Consider the following 16,085-nt stretch of genomic DNA (forward strand, 5'->3'; position numbering starts at 1 on the left):
GAGGCAAAAAATGAAAATATCTCACGCGTTGTTGGCTGTGGCGTTAACTGCGGGTTTGTCCTTTAGCGCTTTTTCCGCTCAGCTCATGAAGAAAGTCGATTTTGAAAAAGTCGCTTCCGAATACACTAAAGTCGGATCGGTCACCACATCGAATAAAACTTCTCAGTCAGGCGCGATTGAAGATTTGTCCAAGAAAGCCGATAAAAAAGGCGGCGACGTCTTTGTATTAACGTCCGGCAATACCAATAATAAAATCCACGGTACCGCTGACGTGTATAAGAAAAAATAAGTCCAAAATGTGATCGTAAAAAACCACGCCAAGGCGTGGTTTTTTTATGCAGCAATAAAGGGGTTTTCAGGCAGCAAGCCTTTCCGGCCAGCGTTCCGTCGGGTACAGCGCCATACGGATATTGAACAGATGGAACAGCGGTTTAAATAACGTCATGTCCGAACGGCACAACGCTTCGAGGTTTAACAACACGCGGTTTAATTCCTCAAGCAGCGATTGCGGCGGCAAGATATAAATATTTTTCAGCCGCTTTTTAATGTACTGATTAATTTCAAACATCAGCGCGTCCGTTTCCAGCGTATGGCTTTTTAAAATAGCCTGATGGCGGGCATAAAAATCATAGCAATTCACGCCCAGCCAGATTTCCGTGATCAAATTTCCGCCCAGCGCGACATTCGGCACCGGATCAACTTTATTACGCGGCAAAATAATATTCACTTTATCGAGCATACTCGCGACGTACTGCTGACGCCCGCGCAGTGACGACGCGTTAATTTTGATCTCACTGGTAAACTGCAATAACTCTTTAATGCCTTTGCGCAATGCGCGTTTTGCCGTCCACGAAGGCCGTTTATTACGGATAAGCGCCGTGGTCAGTAACGCAATCGCAATCCCCACCAGCGTGGATATCGCCGCGTTAACAATCACCAGCAGGTCAGGTTTGAAATCATGGCTCATGCCGATAAAACCGGGGATCTGCGTGGCGATAATCAGGCCGATAAAGTTGGTGGAAGGATTGGCAATTACCAGCCCCAGCGCCAGCAGGCCCGGCGCGAGGCAGATAATCAGGGACTCAAACGTCACTGCCAACGGAATAAACACGGCGACGTAAACAATGCTGATCAGAATCGCAATCAGCACGCCTTTGAGAAACACGTGGATCGACGCAATCGGGCTGTCGAGTGAGGCGAAGAACGAGCAGATGACCGCCGCCATCATCGGCGCGGAAGCCCCGTCGCGCCAGCCAGTGCCGATCCAGAACAGACAGCCGACCATGGTGGCGGCAAAGGCGCTGAAGGCCGACAACAGGATCATCCCTTCATCTTTATGCTTTCTGAATAGCCTGAGTTTGCTGCGTTTTTTCTCTTTACTGAACTGGCTGACGCGTTCGGTCACGCCAAAGTACGATTCCGCAATGTGAATGAAATTCTGCAAACGTTCCAGCAAACCGATAAACAGCAGCCCTTCTTCCGGCGTCATTTCGCCCCGGTCGTAGCACGCTTTAATTCTTTCCTGCGACGCGCGGATGTCTTCCTGAATCGCCTTCGCATTGCCGCTTTGCTCCGGGCTGTTCAGCCACAGCAAAAACTGACTGAAGGTCGCGGAGACAAAATCCGGGAACGCAATGCCCTGCTCGCCCAGCAGGCTCAGACGTTTTTCAATCGCCGTCAGGGTCGGGATCAGATACGACAAATGCTGATACTGCGCGGTCACCAGGCGAATTAACCGGCGCGCGGAATCGCCTTCAAACACGCAGTGCGTAATCAGCGCTTCCACGCTGATGGGATAGTTCGCCATCTGCACCAGAATGTGTTCGCGCTCAGGCGACGTCTCTTTTGGCGTAACGGTCAGCAACTCAGCACAGAGTTTTTTGGCACTGTCGTACCAGTTACTGACGCTGTTCTCCAGCAGATTACGCATGCGCACCGGGAACACCAGCATGTGGATCAGCGAACTACAGACAATCGCCACCGTGATCTCTTCGACGCGCGAAATCACGGTATAAGTGATGGAAAGCGGCGTATCGACGTCGGCAAATCCCATGATCGCCGCGCTGTATCCGGCCAGCATAAAAATGTACCCCTTCGGCGTGCGGTCATGCAGCGAAAGATACAGGCAGAAAGCCACCCACAGCGACACACTCAGGCTGAAAAGCACCGGATCGGTGACCGTAAACGGATACACCAGAAAGATGAAAATTCCGCCGAGCACCGTGCCCAGAAAACGGTATGTGGCTTTGGAAAGCGTCGAGGCAGAATAGAGCTGGGAAATGACATAAACCGAAACCATTGACCAGGCAGGTTTATCGAGATTGAGTTCAAGCGCGATATATAAGGCTAAAAATGCCGCTATACAGGTTTTGACGGAGAACAAGAGCGCATTTTTTGTTAACCATTTCATTTTTAAATCAACAGCTCAGCGTATTTTAAAACAGTATTTTAGCCTGCGCGGAAGATTGCGCCCTTTTGAAGAGTGTAACAAAACATACGAAACTATTAGTCACCTTACAAAATTGCCTCCCGCGCTCGATTTACGCTTCCGTCAGGCAAAAAAAATCCACGCCGCGGCGTGGATCGGGGGTAACAATGTCGGTGATTCAGAAAGGACGGATGATCGCCAGAATCCCGATAATGATGACGCAAAGAGCGATAATTCCCGCAGCATTGCGCAGTAACGCATAATTTTTTGTGGGCTGCCCGGTGGCGCGTTTGCGTAAATCGCCGGAAAGCAGCCCGTGCAGCGCGGAAAGGAAGAACACCACGAGGATCTTAATCAGCAGCCACGCATGCGGGATCTGGCCGTGGCTGACAATCATCACAATCCCGGCAATCCACAGCACAATCATCGCCGGGCTGGTGACGCAGCGGTTCCACTGGCGGACGGTGTCGAGCAACGCCGCTTTGCCCGCGTTATCCTGCATTCCGGAGGTTTTAGAAAACGTGATGGAAACCAGCGCCATCGCCAGAATTCCGCCGATCCACAATATCCCTGCGATAATGTGCAGGGCATTCAGCCACTCATGAAGCATGTTTTATTCCTTCTAAAGTTAACGACAATGCGGTACGCCGGACAACTTCAACCTGCTGTCTCTTCACGGCTTTTACCGGATTATGTCCTTTTCCCCTGATAAAGGCACGGGTAATGTCTGCGCGTTTTCATAACGTCAGGCTTTCTGTTTTCTTTCTTTTTGGAAACCGAGTAGGTAGACTGGGCTACCTACTCAATGACAGACCAAAATGAGCGACGTTATGTCACAACCTGAAACGCCACCGGAAAGCGCCCGCGACCGCCTGCTCGGCGCAGCACATGTCCTGTTTTATAACGACGGCATCGCCGCCACGGGCATTGACGCCATCGTGAAAAGAGCGGGTGTCGCGAAGAAAAGCCTCTACAACAATTTTGAATCCAAAGCAGAACTGGTCGCGACGTACATCACCGTCCGCCACGACGAATGGCTGGCGCTGTATGCCCGCCGCGAACAGGAAGCTTCCGGCCCGAAAGAAAAAGTGCTGGCGGTTTTCCGCGCGTATGACGACCACGCGGAGTTTTCCTACGAACGTGGGTTTCGTGGCTGCGGGCTGCTGAATGCCGCCGCCGAACTCCCGGCCGGTGCGCCCGGCAGGCTGGCGGTGCGCGGCCACAAGGAACAGGTGGAATCCATCGTGACCGCCCATTTGCTTGAGCTGTTTGCCGGCGATGAAGCAAAAGCGCAATTACTGGCACGGCATTTTTCATTCCTGCTTGAAGGAGCGATATCCCGCGCCGGGCTGGAAGGCAACGGTGCCTGTGTGCGTCAGGCGATGGCGATGGCCGAAGCCATGATGGAGGCGCCGTGACAAGCTCGCCCGCAGAACGGCTACTCGGCATTCTGGCCGTGGTTTTTGCCTCGGTGTTATGGGGCTCCACGGGCACGGCGGCAACGTTCGCCCCGCAGGTCAGCCCGCTGGCGATTGGCGCAGTGGCAATGGGCATCGGCGGCCTTTTGCAGGCGGTCATCGCCGCACGGGGCATTCTCAGACACCGCCGCGCACTCACTTTACACTGGCGGATTTTACTGACCGGCGGCCTTTCCGTCGGCATCTATCCGCTGGCTTTTTATGCCTCGATGCACCTTGCGGGCGTGACGGTGGGCACGGTGATTTCCATCGGTTCTGCCCCGCTGCTTTCTGCACTGATTGAATACTGGCTCGAGGGCCAGCGTCTGACGCGCCGCTGGATGACGGGCGCGGCCATTGGTGTGGCCGGAATGGTGTTGTTATGTCTGGCAGAAAGCAGCTCGCACGCCCTTTCCGGGCAGCAACCGCATGCGCTGGCGGGTATGGCGTTCGGTCTGGTTGCCGGGCTGACTTACGCCCTCTACGCGTGGGCGGCGCGCCAGCTGATGCAGCGCAGCGTCCCTTCGCGTGTGTCGATGGGCGCAACGTTTGGCCTCGGCGGCCTGTTGCTGATGCCGGTGTTATTCGTGACCGGCGCGCCTTTGCTGGCGTCGTGGAATAACGCCGCGGTCGGCGCTTACATGGCGCTGATCCCGATGTTTACCGGTTATGTGTGTTTTGGTTATGCGCTGGCACGCATTCCCGCCAGCCTGGCGACTACCATCACACTGCTCGAGCCTGCGGTGGCAGCGGTTCTGGCGGTGCTGATTGTCGGCGAACGCCTGCCCGCAATGGGCTGGACCGGCATCGGGCTGGTCGTCGCCTGCCTGATTTTCATCACCGTTCCGCTAAGAAGAAGGCCGGTGCTGACGTCGGCCTGAAAGAAGAATGGCCCTTTGCAGGGCCATTTCTTTTAGCAAAAATCACACGTTCTTACACCGCCGCAGGGGCTTCCAGCGAGGCCATATCAATGACAAAACGGTAGCGAACATCTGCTTTTTCCATACGTTCGAATGCCGCGTTGATTTCATCCATACGGATCATCTCGCAGTCCGGCAGAATGTTTTTCTCAGCGCAGAAATCGAGCATTTCCTGCGTTTCGCGGATCCCGCCGATTGGCGAACCCGCCACACGACGACGGCCCAGCAACAGCGGCACGGTATTGAACTCTTCCATCGGCCCGACCTGCCCGACCAGCACCAGCGTCGCGTCCACATCCAGCAGCGGCATGTATGGCGTGATGTCGTGTTTGACCGGCACGGTATCGATAATCAAATCGAAGTGGTCGTGCGCCTGCGCCATGGCATCGCTGTCTGCGCTGACCAGCAAACGACTCGCGCCCAGCGCCAGTGCATCGGCTTCTTTGGCGTTGGAACGGCTCAGCACGGTGACATCCGCGCCCAGCCCGACGGCCAGTTTAACGGCCATGTGGCCCAGCCCACCCAGACCAATAACGCCCACGCGGCTGCCCGGCCCGACATTCCAGGTTTTCAGCGGCGACCAGGTGGTGATACCGGCGCACAGCAGCGGCGCGGCTTTGGAGAGATCTAACCCTTCCGGCATCCGCAGGCAAAACTCCTCGCGCACCACTAAATGCTTGGAATATCCGCCCTGCGTCGGCTCTTTGGTGAAACGGTCGTAACCCGCGTACGTGCCGGTATTGCCTTCGCGGCACAGCTGTTCTTCGCCCTTTTTACACTGGTCACATTCCTGACAACTGTCCACCATACAACCGACGGCGACATGGTCGCCCACTTTGTAGCGGGAAACCTGATTGCCCACCTGCGTTACGCGCCCGACGATTTCATGACCGGGAACAATCGGATAATAGCTCCAGCCCCAGTCATTCCGGGCAGTATGCAAATCAGAATGGCAGACGCCACAATACAAAATTTCCATTGCGACATCATTTTCACGCAGGCCGCGACGTTCAAATGCGTAAGGTGCCAGCGGTTTTTTCGGATCGTACGCTGCAAATCCAACAGTTTTCATCGGTAAACTCCTGAGTTGATAGTGACCCCTTCACTATAGAATTTACCCCCAAAGCCACAAGCCACAGTTCTCCAGAATCCTTGCCTGATCCTGTTCAGTTTACTTTTCGGGATGCTGGCTCAGCCACTGGCTGCGGTATTGCGAAGGCGATCGCGCGGTGCTTTTACGGAACACGCGGCAAAAATAATTGCTGTCGGTAAATCCGCAACTGCTCGCCACTTCTTTAATCTTCAGTTCATAGCCTTTCAGCAGCAGTTTTGCCCGTTCCAGCCGGACATGATTGAGGTATTCGCTGAAACCGGTATCGCCGGATTTCCGGAAAAGATGTGACAGGTAGTTAGGCGTGATATGGAACCGTTTCGCCACGTTTTCGCGGGTCAGCGGCAGCGAGGCGTTTTCCTCGATGTATTTCTTCATCACTTCAAACAGCGCGCCGCTGCGGGTCAGAATTTGTGTGCGGTTCGCCAGCTGTTCCTGACAATGGCTCAGTAAACCGGCGACCACGCAGCGGGCAGTTTGCTGGTCATCCGGGTTTGAAACGATTTCATTCATCGCCTGCAATAAAAACGAACCGACGCGCGGCCCCAGCCGGGCAACGCTTTGTTTGTCCGTTGCGGAAAACCGGTTGCCGTCCCAGGATTGCAGGCTGAAGCCGAGTTTTTCTTTGCTGAACAAGATGCTCAGCAGCATGGCGGGCGCGCTCCACTGAGTGAGATTCCATTTTCCGCCGGGGATATACAGCGCTTCGCCCTCTTTCAGTAAGCCCTTTTCAGCCGGGAGACTGCGGTCATGAACTTGGCCTCTGACCACAAATTCGATGCGCGGGAAACTGACCAGCAACGCCAGTTCGGGCATGGGTTGTGTATTATCCGGAAAGCGCACGGCCTGCGCTTCACCGCCACAAAACGATCGGAAAAGTGTGTCTATCACAACGGGCAGCATGGTGTTCTCTCAGTTTTTCAATTGCATTGAATCTTGCCATCAAGGTCAAGACCTTGGGTTGCCACCCGAACAGGCCTCAGGTCAAAATCAAGACCTTGGGTTGCCACCCAAACTGGCCTCGGGTCAAAATCAAGACCTTGGGTTGCCACCCAAACTGGCCTCGGGTCAAAATCAAGACCTTGGGTTGCCACCCAAACTGGCCTCAAGGAGCGCCTGTCGCCGCGCCCCTTGAGAATCCCGGGCTCTTTAACTGCGCGCTGTCGCTCGCTGGCACTGTTTCAGCAACATTTGCTAGTGCCGCAAAATCCCGCCGCTGCGCGGTGCCTTCCAGTCGGATTACAAACCGCGCGAAAAAACACGCGGTTTTCCACCTCTCCTTCCAGCGTGATTTTTGAAAGCGGCCAATGGCTTTTTAGTTCACAACCTCGCTGATTTTGATCTCAAAAACGCAGTACGGTTTTATCTTTTTTAAAGCTTCTGGCCGCTTTCAGAAAGCTTGCTGAGTGAGAGTTTCGAGACCGTGGGCTCGAACACCGAAATGAAGGCACCGCGCAGCGGCAAGTTTTCGCGGCAATAGCTGTAGTACCTGAAATAGTGCCAGCGAGCGGTAGCGCGCAGTTGAAAAGCGCGGGAGTCCAGAGGGCGCGCGCGTTAACGCGCCCTTTGGGCCAGTTTGGGCGGCGAGCCCAAGGTCTTGACCGGTGTGGGCCGACGTCCAATGTTTTGTTTTAAAAGCCAGTTTAACCGCAGTGGCATTCACACCACATCCAGCAGCCATTTTTGCGCCGGGGTTAGTCGGCTGGCGGTTTCCGGTTTAAGCCATTTGCGCTGGTCCTGCTGCTGCGCATCTTCACGGTCGATGTACAAACTGTGCAGCACGCGGCGGCGTGTGCCGACGGTATTGTTGGTGCCGCCGTGCCAGGCGTGCGCGTCGTAAATCATCACGCTTCCGGCCGGCGCTTCAAAAACCACTTCGTCGGGATGCGGTAATCCGACATCTGCCAGAACATCTTCCGGCAGCTCTGGCCGGTGATGCGTGCCCGGTATAATCCGCGGTGCGCCATTTGCCGCGCTGAGATCGTCAATCGCCCAGATGGAGTTCACCAGATGTACTTTGGGGAAATCCGGACGCGGCTTTTTCCAGTCCGCATGCAGCGGCTGATGTCCGCCACGGTGCAGCGCTTCGCGGCCATTGAGGCTCGAGACCTTAAACGCGCCGCGGAAAATGTGGCGGCAAACGGACAGGATCAGCGGATGCGACCACACTTTTTCCCAGACCGTGCCTTTGTTAATCATGTTCGCAATACGCGTCGCGGTGGCTTCCTGATGATGCTCAACGGCCAGATTGTCACCCTCTTTTTCCACCAGCGCATCGAAGGTCACGCGCATATCTTCCAGCCAGTCTTTGTCGATCACGTTATGAATAATAACGTAACCCCGGGTTTCCAGCTCAGCGGCCTGTTCTGCGGTAAGCGACTGCGTTGCGCCGAGGGCGTCCAGGTACTGCTCATCCAGGTATTGCTCAGATGAATTTATCATTTCCCACCTCTTTAGTTAACGTTTGTGCAACACAAAAGTACGGCAATTTTTATAGGAAAAAACGATGCAAATCCTACAAAGAGCTGGATATTTGTGTTATCCGAAGGGGAATGTGATGCGGGTGGCAAAGATTACGACACCCGCTGCGCTTTCAGCCTTTCCTGTAAGAAATCGAGAAACACGCGGGTGACTTCGCTGCGCTGGCGGTGCTGCGGATAGAGCGCATGCAGGCTGAGCGAGCCGGGCTGGAAGGCGTCAAGGATGGGTACCAGCGAGCCGTTTTCCAGCGCCGGACCGACGATAAATTCAGGCAGCAATACAATGCCCAGCCCGGAAATGGCGGCGTCGCGCAGCACTTCGCCGTTGTTGCTCAGCACCGGCCCGCGCACGTCGAAAATCCGCAGTTTGCCGTGGCGCTCCAGCTCCCAGCCGTTTTGGCCTTCGCGGCCATATCGCAGGCAATCGTGCCGGAGTAAATCGTCCGGCGTTTCCGGCGTGCCGCGCCGTTCGAGATAACCGGGGCTGCAACAGATAACGCGTTTAAGCTGCCCCAGACGGCGCGCCACCAGCGAGGAATCCGCCAGATTGCCAATACGGATGGCGATATCAAAGCCTTCGCCCACCAGATCGACATACCTGTCCACCAGTTCCACCTGAAACTGAATCGCCGGATTTTGCTGCAAAAACTCCGCAATCAGCGGCGAGAGATGGCTGATGCCAAATGACATCGGAATACTGATGCGATAAGAGCCCTGCAACGCCTGCCGTTTAGGCGAAACGGCCCTTTCGGCTTCTTCGATATCGTCGAGAATGCGCTGCGCGTGTTGTGCAAAAAGCTGGCCGGATTCGGTCACCGACAGTTTGCGAGTATTGCGGTTGAGCAGCCTGACGCTCAGCGACGCTTCCAGCGCGGCCATCCGGCGGCTGACGTACTGTTTGGAAAGCAGCAGCTGTTCGGCCGCTGCGGTGAAATTCCCGGCTTTCACTACCGCCACAAAAATACGGAGATCTTCAATCTGCATGTCAGTTTCGCCCTGAGGAATACGCCCGGTTATTGTCAACCAAAGTGTGACAGTGATAGTCAATCCACCTCATTGTTGAGCAAATTAGTTTACGTGTATTCTCTGTTCATCGGAAGCGCAAACGCACTTCCCCCCTGACAACACTGAGGAGTACACCATGATCGAACAACGTCTCTCTGAACAACGCGGCTTAGGTGACCACGGCTGGTTGCATTCCCGTCACACATTTTCTTTCGCGAATTACTGGGATCCAAAACAGGTCGGTTTCTCAGACCTGCTGGTGATTAACGATGACCAGGTCGCACCGGGTCGCGGCTTCGGGGCGCATCCGCACAGCAATATGGAAATCATCTCCTATGTGCTCGAAGGCGCGCTGGAACATAAAGATTCAATGGGCACCGGTTCCGTGATTGTCCCCGGCGATGTTCAGCTGATGAGCGCAGGCAGCGGCGTGACACACAGTGAATTCAACCACTCCGGTGAAGAAAACGTGCATTTCCTGCAAATCTGGATTGTGCCGTCAGAAAATGGCACCGAACCGGGATACCAGCAGGTGTCCGTCGCAGAAGCGGAAAAACGCGGAAAATTCCGCCTGATTGTTTCACCATCTGGCACAGACGGTTCGCTGACCGTGCGTCAGGACATGAAAATCTATGCCGGTTTCTTCGACGGTGCGGAACAGGCGACGTTTGCCCTCGATGCGGATCGCTATGCTTACCTCCACGTCGCCCGCGGCAGCATCAAGGTGAACGGTGTCGAATTCAGAACCGGCGACGGCGCGCGTATCCGCAATGAAGATAGCGTCACCTTTACCGACGGCGACCAGGCGGAAGTCCTGCTGTTTGATTTGCGTCCGGTTGAAGTGAATCATCCGTCACGCTGATACGGCGTAATGCCTGAGTAAAGTACGCAAAAGCCCAAGCCTGTGATCATCCTGAAAAGGAAGGTTGCAGGCTTTTTTTTTGGGCGTCGGGTAGTGTTCTGACGACGCATTCACCTGCGCTATAATTGCGATGCGATACGTAATATATTAAGATGAATATAACGATATGTATGACACATATGGAATATTTCTCAGGAGAGAACATGAAGAAGTCACTGTTTGTTCTGGCAGCCGCCATCACTATCAGCGCATGTAGCAGCCAGACCGGCGTGAAGCAAACTGATTTGCAGCATCATCGTTTCGAGTTGCTGAGTGTGGATGGTCAGACGGTTCCGGCCGCACAGGGCCGTATTCCGGAAATTGAGTTCGGCTCAAACCTGCATGTTTCCGGCCAGATGTGTAACCGCTTTATGGGTCAGGGCAATCTGGAAAATAACGTGCTGACGGTGAAAGGCCTGGCCTCAACCATGATGCTGTGCCCGGACGAGAACCTGAACAAATGGGATCACGTGATCAGCGACGTGCTCAATAACGGCGCGGCCGTTTCCCTCAATGAGAACAAGATGGTCCTGAAACAGGGTAAACATACGCTGGTTTACCGCCTGAAAGACCGGATGTAATCATGAAAAAGCCAGACACCCGTCTGGCTTTTTTAACCCGCAGTACAACGCCCTTGCATCAACGCGGCTTCAGAGCACTGACGGCCATTCGCCATCGAACACATGCCGACGCGGCTGCCATCGAGCTGTGGCGCTAATCTGAGTTGCCCGCCCGCCATTGAACAGGCTGCATAGGCCGGGCTGTCCATGTTGACGGTACGCTGACCGACATTCACGCTGTTGCCTTTTTGGGGAACGTCAGCCGAATCGTCGTGGCTGCTGCATGCGGCTAACACCAGCACACCGGCGGCCAGTAACACGCGAAACGCAGTGATCATCTGTCCTGCTCCTGAATGATTTTGGGTAATGCGGGGAATTTTTTCGAATCGCCATCATATCCGAGGTTTTTCGCCTGCGTCGAGTCCGTTGGCGAAATAACATCAACTTTTTCCTAAAATAATTCAAAAATTAAACACTCCGACACATTTTATTTCGTCTGGTTATTTCTTTAACTCATAAAATAGAGCGTGATTAACCGCTTTTCCTCCTGAATTAGAACGGGAAATATAACGATAAAGGAGCAATACATGCTGACAGATTTCTTACTGCGGATCGCCCTGGCCGGTGCTTTGGGCGGATTGATCGGCATCGAGCGTCAATTACGCGCCAAAGAAGCCGGATTACGTACCCATATTCTGGTGGGGATTGGCAGCGCCATGTTTATGATTGTGTCGAAATACGGCTTCGCCGATATTCTGATGCAAACGCACGTCAGTTTTGACCCCAGCCGCGTGGCAGCGCAGGTGGTCAGCGGGATGGGCTTTCTCGGCGCCGGGACCATCATTATCCAGAAGCAAATTGTTAAGGGATTAACCACCGCTGCCGGATTATGGGTCACTGCCGCCATCGGTCTGGTGATTGGTAGCGGCCTGTATGAGATCGGGATATATGGCGCTTTTATGACCTTAATTGTGCTGGAAGTTTTTCGCCAGATCAGCAATCACTGGGTCGGTCATCACCATTTAATCGAAATACGTTTATTGCCGGAAAGTGTGCCTTCGGTTTTATTAGCATTACAGAAAATGCGTATTCGCCCCGGGCATATCAAAATCAATCAGCGCGATGAAGATGAAAGCAAATGTGAACTGATTCTGGACGTTATCCTGCGGCCCAAACAAAGTGTCGACAAACTTTATGAAGCGCTGATGTCAGTGAAAGGAATAAAACGCATCGATATTAATTAATCGCCACTTAGTGCGCGAATTCACCTATTTCGCCGCTGAAGCACAGGTTATTCCTGCCAGCGGCTACGACTATTCCTGAAACCGCCCCGCCGCACATAACCCCTTAAAATGTCAGGTGAAAAAGCCCTGCACACAATCAGGATAAATTGATTAATCCCCCCTCTGCTAAGCTTTTATGATTATTGCCGGTAAAAATTACTGTTTCCCGGCCTTTTTGTGAGCAAAGCAAAGGGTATTCCATGATCACCACTGACGGTAATAACGCAGTCGCTTCCGTGGCTTATCGCACCAACGAAGTCATTGCCATCTACCCGATCACTCCCAGTTCTACCATGGCCGAAATTGCCGGTGCCTGGTCTGGCGAAGGGAAGAAAAATTTGTGGGGCGATGTCCCGACGGTAATGGAAATGCAGTCTGAGGCCGGTGCGATTTCCACCGTCCACGGCGCATTACAGACCGGCGCGCTGTCGACCTCTTTCACCTCGTCGCAGGGTCTGTTGCTGATGATCCCGGTGCTTTACAAACTGGCCGGTCAGCTGACGCCGTTTGTCCTGCACGTTGCGGCGCGTACCGTCGCGACGCACGCGTTGTCTATTTTCGGCGATCATTCCGACGTCATGGCCGTGCGCCAGACCGGTTGCGCCCTGCTCTCTGCCGCCAGCGTGCAGGAAGCGCAGGATTTCGCGCTGATTGCCCAGGTCGCCAGCCTTAACAGCCGCGTGCCGTTTATCCATTTCTTCGACGGTTTCCGGACCTCGCATGAAATCAATAAAATCGCACCGCTGAGCGACGACACGCTCCAGCAAATGCTGCCGCAGGCGCAGATTGACGCACACCGCGCCCGCGCTTTGTCACCGGATCATCCGGTGATCCGCGGCACGTCCGCCAACCCGGACACTTATTTCCAGTCCCGCGAAGCCACCAATCCGTATTACAACGCCACCTGCCAGCACGTTATCGACGCCATGAATGCGTTCGCCGCCCTCACCGGCCGCGAATATAAGCCGTTCGAATACGTCGGCGATGCGCAGGCAGAACGCGTGATCGTGCTGATGGGCTCCGGGATCGGCACCGCCGAAGAAGTCATCGAAACCCTGAATGCGCGCGGCGAAAAGGTCGGCGTGCTGAAAGTGCGTTTATACCGTCCGTTCAGCGCTGAACATTTGCTGGCCGTGCTGCCGCAATCCGTGAAAAGCATTGCCGTGCTGGACCGCACTAAAGAGCCGGGCGCGCTGGCCGAACCGCTGTATCTCGATATCATGACCGCGCTGGCTGAAGCCTATAACAGCGGCGAGCGCGATTCGCTGCCGAAAGTGATCGGCGGCCGTTACGGATTATCGTCAAAAGAATTCGGGCCGGACTGCGTACTGTCGGTGTTCCGCGAACTGGCGCTCAGCAAACCGCGCCCGCGCTTTACCGTCGGCATTTATGACGACGTCACCGGGCTTTCCCTGCCGGTGGTTGAAGAAGAGTTGCCTGAGCGCGCCTCACTCGAAGCCCTGTTCTACGGGCTGGGCAGTGACGGTTCTGTATCAGCGACCAAGAACAACATTAAGATCATCGGTAACAGCACGCCGATGTATGCGCAGGGTTATTTCGTCTACGACTCCAAAAAGGCCGGTGGCCTGACGGTTTCGCATCTGCGCGTCAGTGAAAGGCCGATCAAATCCGCGTATCTGGTCAGTCAGGCGAATTTCGTTGCCTGCCACCAGTGGCAGTTTATCGATCTGTATCAGATGGCAGAACGTCTGCGTCATGGCGGGATTTTCCTGCTTAACACGCCGTTCAGCGCTGATGAAGTGTGGGCGCGTTTGCCGCTGGAAGTGCAGGCGACGCTGATTCAGCGCGAAGCCCGTTTCTACGTGATTAACGCGGCGAAAATTGCCCGCGAGTGCAAACTCGGCGCGCGCATTAACACCGTCATGCAGATGGCGTTCTTCCACCTGACACAAATCCTGCCGGGCGACGAAGCGCTGAAAGAATTGCAGGCCGCGATTGCCCGCAGTTACAGCAGCAAAGGCGAGGACGTGGTCACGCGCAACTGGATGGCGCTGGCCGCCACGCTGGAAGAACTGGTTGCCGTGCCGTTGCAGGCCATTCCGGAAAATCCGCGTAAACGTCCGCCTATTGTTTCGGACGCCGCGCCGGATTTCGTCAAAACTGTCACCGCCACCATGCTGGCCGGGCTTGGCGACGCCCTGCCGGTTTCCGCCTTCCCGCCGGATGGCACCTGGCCGACCGGCACCACGCAGTGGGAAAAACGTAACATTGCTGAAGAAGTGCCGATCTGGAAGCCGGATCTGTGTACGCAATGTAACCACTGCGTCGCCGCCTGCCCGCACTCGGCCATTCGCGCCAAAGTGGTTCAGCCGGACGCCATGGAAAACGCTCCTGCCGCACTGCAATCGCTGGACGTTAAATCCCGTGACATGCGCGGCCAGAAATACGTGTTGCAGGTCGCCCCCGAAGACTGCACCGGGTGTAATTTGTGCGTTGAAGTCTGCCCGGCGAAAGACCGTCAGGATCCGTCCATCAAAGCCATTAACATGGCCGACCGCATCGAACATCTGGAAGAAGAACGCGCCAACTATGACTTCTTCCTTAAGCTGCCGGAAATCGATAAAACCACGCTGGAACGCATTGATATCCGCACCTCGCAGCTGATTACCCCGCTGTTTGAGTACTCCGGTGCCTGTTCCGGCTGTGGCGAAACGCCTTACATCAAACTGCTGACGCAGCTGTATGGCGACCGTTTGCTGATTGCCAACGCTACCGGTTGTTCATCCATTTACGGCGGGAATCTGCCGTCAACGCCGTACACCACCAACGCCGATGGCCGCGGTCCGGCGTGGGCGAACTCTCTGTTTGAAGACAACGCCGAGTTCGGGCTGGGCTTTCGTCTGACGGTCGATCAGCATCGCCGCCGCGTGCTGCGTCTGGTGGAATCGCTGGAACCGCATATTCCGGCCGATGTGCTGGGCGGCCTGCGCGATGAAACGTCTACCCCGGAAATTAAACGCGGGCACGTCACCGCGCTGCGCAAGATTCTGGCCGACATTGATACACCGGACGCGCGCCAGCTGGCGACCGACGCGGATTATCTGGTGGATAAATCCATCTGGCTGATCGGCGGCGACGGCTGGGCGTATGACATCGGTTTCGGCGGGCTGGATCACGTCCTGAGCCTGACGGAAAACGTCAACGTGCTGGTGCTCGATACCCAGTGTTATTCCAACACCGGCGGGCAGCAGTCGAAAGCCACGCCGCTGGGTGCGGTCACGAAATTCGCCGAACAGGGCAAGCGCAAATCTCGTAAAGATCTGGGTGTGAGCATGATGATGTACGGTCATGTGTATGTGGCGCAAATCTCCCTCGGCGCGCAGCTCAACCAGACGGTGAAAGCGATTCAGGAAGCCGAAGCCTATCCGGGGCCGTCGCTTATCATCGCGTACAGCCCGTGCGAAGAACACGGCTACGATCTGGCGCTCAGCCATGATCAGATGAAACAGCTGACCACCACCGGTTTCTGGCCGCTGTACCGGTTTGATCCGCGTCGCGTGGAAGAAGGCAAACCGGCGCTTGCGCTCGATTCAAGGCCGCCTTCCAGCGGGCTGACCGATACGCTCAATAATGAGCAGCGTTTCAGAAGGCTGAATGCGCAACAACCGGAAGTGGCGACGCAGTTGTATGCGGCGGCGGAGAAGGAATTGCAGCAGAAATATGACTTTCTGGCGCTGCTGGCGGGGAAGAAAAGCGAGTCTGAGTCGTAAGATTTAAGGCTCGCCGCCCAAGCTGGCCAAAGGTCAAGGTCAAGGTCAAGGTCGTGGGCGCCGGCCCACACCGGGTTAAGGAGCGTAAACGCGCTCCTTAACAATCCTGCGTTTTTCTCACTGCGCGCTGTCGCCGGAACGACGGACATGTTCTGTCGCTCCGGTGTGTGGCGCGAAATCTTGCCGCTGCGCGGTTCCTTCCCCAAAGA

General features: G+C 55.2%; 14 protein-coding genes. 7 read left to right on the forward strand and 7 right to left on the reverse strand.

Annotation, left to right across the window (positions count from 1 at the left end):
- Positions 1-10: 10 nt before the first annotated feature.
- A complete protein-coding gene (gene yahO / locus KWG64_RS14835; RefSeq protein WP_195815310.1) occupies positions 11-289 on the forward strand; it encodes a DUF1471 family periplasmic protein YahO in 279 nt (92 codons plus the stop codon).
- 66 nt (positions 290-355) lie between these two features.
- On the opposite strand, the gene KWG64_RS14840 is transcribed toward yahO, so the two are convergent.
- On the reverse strand, positions 356-2,410 hold the full coding sequence (locus KWG64_RS14840; protein ID WP_218522307.1) for an FUSC family protein: 2,055 nt from the start codon (positions 2,408-2,410) through the stop codon (positions 356-358).
- A gap of 196 nt (positions 2,411-2,606) precedes the next feature.
- Positions 2,607-3,038, reverse strand: a complete 432-nt coding sequence (locus tag KWG64_RS14845; protein ID WP_218522308.1) for a CopD family protein — start codon at positions 3,036-3,038, stop codon at positions 2,607-2,609.
- Between the two features lie 220 nt (positions 3,039-3,258).
- Here KWG64_RS14845 and KWG64_RS14850 point away from each other — a divergent pair, with 220 nt between their 5' ends.
- Together KWG64_RS14850 and KWG64_RS14855 are read left to right on the forward strand one after the other, a co-directional pair.
- Positions 3,259-3,846, forward strand: coding sequence for a TetR/AcrR family transcriptional regulator (locus KWG64_RS14850; RefSeq protein ID WP_218522309.1), 588 nt, complete (start codon positions 3,259-3,261; stop codon positions 3,844-3,846).
- Positions 3,843-4,766: a DMT family transporter gene (locus KWG64_RS14855; protein ID WP_218522310.1), complete on the forward strand. Its 924-nt coding sequence runs from the start codon at positions 3,843-3,845 to the stop codon at positions 4,764-4,766. The genes KWG64_RS14850 and KWG64_RS14855 overlap by 4 nt, the downstream gene beginning before the upstream one ends.
- Before the next feature lie 52 nt (positions 4,767-4,818).
- On the opposite strand, the gene KWG64_RS14860 is transcribed toward KWG64_RS14855, so the two are convergent.
- The 4 genes from KWG64_RS14860 to KWG64_RS14875 form a co-directional block, all read right to left on the reverse strand.
- Positions 4,819-5,877 carry an NAD(P)-dependent alcohol dehydrogenase gene (locus tag KWG64_RS14860; protein WP_195823204.1) on the reverse strand — a complete coding sequence of 353 codons (1,059 nt, stop codon included), beginning with the start codon at positions 5,875-5,877 and terminating at the stop codon, positions 4,819-4,821.
- Between the two features lie 99 nt (positions 5,878-5,976).
- Positions 5,977-6,819 (reverse strand): AraC family transcriptional regulator, encoded by an 843-nt coding sequence (locus KWG64_RS14865; RefSeq protein ID WP_218522311.1) that lies wholly within the window; start codon positions 6,817-6,819, stop codon positions 5,977-5,979.
- Between the two features lie 756 nt (positions 6,820-7,575).
- A complete protein-coding gene (locus KWG64_RS14870; protein WP_218522312.1) occupies positions 7,576-8,358 on the reverse strand; it encodes a phytanoyl-CoA dioxygenase family protein in 783 nt (260 codons plus the stop codon).
- A gap of 131 nt (positions 8,359-8,489) precedes the next feature.
- Entirely contained in the window at positions 8,490-9,380 is an 891-nt protein-coding gene (locus tag KWG64_RS14875) for a LysR family transcriptional regulator (protein WP_218522313.1), read from the reverse strand.
- Positions 9,381-9,537: 157 nt separating this feature from the next.
- On the opposite strand from KWG64_RS14875, the gene KWG64_RS14880 reads away from it, so the two are divergent.
- Both KWG64_RS14880 and KWG64_RS14885 read left to right on the forward strand, forming a co-directional pair.
- Positions 9,538-10,263 carry a pirin family protein gene (locus KWG64_RS14880; protein WP_218522314.1) on the forward strand — a complete coding sequence of 242 codons (726 nt, stop codon included), beginning with the start codon at positions 9,538-9,540 and terminating at the stop codon, positions 10,261-10,263.
- Between the two features lie 203 nt (positions 10,264-10,466).
- Positions 10,467-10,883: an META domain-containing protein gene (locus tag KWG64_RS14885; RefSeq protein ID WP_152327128.1), complete on the forward strand. Its 417-nt coding sequence runs from the start codon at positions 10,467-10,469 to the stop codon at positions 10,881-10,883.
- A gap of 32 nt (positions 10,884-10,915) precedes the next feature.
- Here KWG64_RS14885 and KWG64_RS14890 read toward each other — a convergent pair whose 3' ends face one another.
- Positions 10,916-11,200, reverse strand: coding sequence for a DUF333 domain-containing protein (locus KWG64_RS14890; protein ID WP_152327127.1), 285 nt, complete (start codon positions 11,198-11,200; stop codon positions 10,916-10,918).
- Between the two features lie 249 nt (positions 11,201-11,449).
- Here KWG64_RS14890 and KWG64_RS14895 point away from each other — a divergent pair, with 249 nt between their 5' ends.
- Together KWG64_RS14895 and nifJ are read left to right on the forward strand one after the other, a co-directional pair.
- Positions 11,450-12,106 carry an MgtC/SapB family protein gene (locus KWG64_RS14895; protein ID WP_195815298.1) on the forward strand — a complete coding sequence of 219 codons (657 nt, stop codon included), beginning with the start codon at positions 11,450-11,452 and terminating at the stop codon, positions 12,104-12,106.
- 239 nt (positions 12,107-12,345) lie between these two features.
- Complete coding sequence (gene nifJ / locus KWG64_RS14900) at positions 12,346-15,876, forward strand: pyruvate:ferredoxin (flavodoxin) oxidoreductase (protein WP_218522315.1); 3,531 nt, start codon at positions 12,346-12,348, stop codon at positions 15,874-15,876.
- Positions 15,877-16,085 lie beyond the last annotated feature (209 nt).

Source organism: Rahnella sp. PD12R, from assembly GCF_019200965.1.
In the GTDB taxonomy this organism is placed as follows: domain Bacteria; phylum Pseudomonadota; class Gammaproteobacteria; order Enterobacterales; family Enterobacteriaceae; genus Rahnella; species Rahnella laticis.

Excerpts from the sequence above, each read along its gene's own strand:
- yahO (WP_195815310.1), top strand. The coding sequence starts at position 11 with ATGAAAATATCTCACGCGTTGTTGGCTGTGGCGTTAACTGCGGGTTTG.
- KWG64_RS14840 (WP_218522307.1), bottom strand. The coding sequence starts at position 2,410 with ATGAAATGGTTAACAAAAAATGCGCTCTTGTTCTCCGTCAAAACCTGT.
- KWG64_RS14845 (WP_218522308.1), bottom strand. The coding sequence starts at position 3,038 with ATGCTTCATGAGTGGCTGAATGCCCTGCACATTATCGCAGGGATATTG.
- KWG64_RS14850 (WP_218522309.1), top strand. The coding sequence starts at position 3,259 with ATGTCACAACCTGAAACGCCACCGGAAAGCGCCCGCGACCGCCTGCTC.
- KWG64_RS14860 (WP_195823204.1), bottom strand. The coding sequence starts at position 5,877 with ATGAAAACTGTTGGATTTGCAGCGTACGATCCGAAAAAACCGCTGGCA.
- KWG64_RS14865 (WP_218522311.1), bottom strand. The coding sequence starts at position 6,819 with ATGCTGCCCGTTGTGATAGACACACTTTTCCGATCGTTTTGTGGCGGT.
- KWG64_RS14870 (WP_218522312.1), bottom strand. The coding sequence starts at position 8,358 with ATGATAAATTCATCTGAGCAATACCTGGATGAGCAGTACCTGGACGCC.
- KWG64_RS14875 (WP_218522313.1), bottom strand. The coding sequence starts at position 9,380 with ATGCAGATTGAAGATCTCCGTATTTTTGTGGCGGTAGTGAAAGCCGGG.
- KWG64_RS14880 (WP_218522314.1), top strand. The coding sequence starts at position 9,538 with ATGATCGAACAACGTCTCTCTGAACAACGCGGCTTAGGTGACCACGGC.
- KWG64_RS14885 (WP_152327128.1), top strand. The coding sequence starts at position 10,467 with ATGAAGAAGTCACTGTTTGTTCTGGCAGCCGCCATCACTATCAGCGCA.
- KWG64_RS14890 (WP_152327127.1), bottom strand. The coding sequence starts at position 11,200 with ATGATCACTGCGTTTCGCGTGTTACTGGCCGCCGGTGTGCTGGTGTTA.
- KWG64_RS14895 (WP_195815298.1), top strand. The coding sequence starts at position 11,450 with ATGCTGACAGATTTCTTACTGCGGATCGCCCTGGCCGGTGCTTTGGGC.
- nifJ (WP_218522315.1), top strand. The coding sequence starts at position 12,346 with ATGATCACCACTGACGGTAATAACGCAGTCGCTTCCGTGGCTTATCGC.